At 76.0% G+C, this 1098-nt stretch carries 2 protein-coding genes; both read left to right on the top strand.

Features of this window, described 5'->3' with window-relative positions; translation table 11 throughout:
* Positions 1-462, top strand: a 462-nt coding sequence (locus ACFFNX_RS50820) for a M20/M25/M40 family metallo-hydrolase (protein WP_378213689.1), incomplete at its 5' end; no start/stop codon positions are given.
* On the top strand, positions 459-1098 hold a 640-nt coding region (locus ACFFNX_RS50815), incomplete at its 3' end, for an amidohydrolase family protein (RefSeq protein ID WP_378213686.1). The genes ACFFNX_RS50820 and ACFFNX_RS50815, both read left to right, overlap by 4 nt.

The following is a 1098-nucleotide window of genomic DNA, read 5'->3' as shown; positions in this document are numbered from 1 at the left end:
GCCGCGGCGCGGCACGACGCCGTCGCGACCGTGGGCAAGGTCAGGGTGATGCCGAACGGGGTCAACGCGATCCCGTCGTCGGTGGCTGCCTGGCTCGACGCCCGCGCCCCGTCCGAGGAGGCCGTGCGCGCGACCGTGGCGGACGTGCGCGCGGCCGCGTGGGAGGCCGCCGGGCGTGACCGCGTCGAGGTGGCGCTGAGCGAGGAGTCCTACACCGAGGTGGTGGACTTCCACGCCGAACTGCGCGACCGGCTGGCCAAGGCGCTCGGCGACCCGCCGGTGCTGCCGACCGGCGCCGGGCACGACGCCGGCATCCTGTCCGCCCACCTGCCGACGGCGATGCTGTTCGTCCGCAACCCGACCGGCGTCTCCCACGCGCCGGCCGAACACGCCGAGCTCGCGGACTGCCTGGCGGGCGTGGAGGCGCTCGCGGACGTACTGGACGAGCTGGTGTGCCGGTGAGGTACCACGCCGCGCACGCGTGGCTGGACGGCGCGGTCGTCGCGGACGTGCTGCTGGAGGTGGACGGGACGCGCTTCACGTCGGTCGCCTCCGGCGTGCCCGCGCCCCCGGACGCCGTACGGCTGGCCGGGCTCACGCTGCCGGGCCTGGCGAACGCGCACTCGCACGCCTTTCACCGCGCCCTGCGGGGCCGCGTGCAGGCGTCGCGGGGCACCTTCTGGACGTGGCGTTCGCAGATGTACACGGTGGCCGCGCGCCTGGACCCCGACACCTACTTCGCCCTGGCCCGCGCGGTGTACGCGGAGATGGCGCTCGCCGGGATCAGCTGCGTGGGCGAGTTCCACTATCTCCACCACGGGCCGGGCGGGGTGCCGTACCGGGACGCCAACGCCATGTCCGCGGCGCTGCTGGCCGCCGCCGATGAGGCGGGGGTGCGGATCACCCTGCTCGACGCGTGTTACCTGACCGGTGGCATCGGGGACCCGCTGCTGGGTCCGCAGCTGCGGTTCGGCGACGGGACGGCGTCGGCGTGGGCGTCTCGCGTGTCGGCGCTGCGGCCCGGCGCGCACGCCCGGGTCGGCGCCGCGATCCACTCCGTACGCGCCGTGCCGCGCCGTGAGCTGGACGAGGTCGCGC

The organism is Actinoallomurus acaciae, assembly GCF_042429965.1.
In the GTDB taxonomy this organism is placed as follows: domain Bacteria; phylum Actinomycetota; class Actinomycetes; order Streptosporangiales; family Streptosporangiaceae; genus Actinoallomurus; species Actinoallomurus acaciae.
The sequence above is the reverse complement of the archived record's forward strand: the minus strand, read 5'-3'. Positions and strand labels throughout refer to the sequence as shown.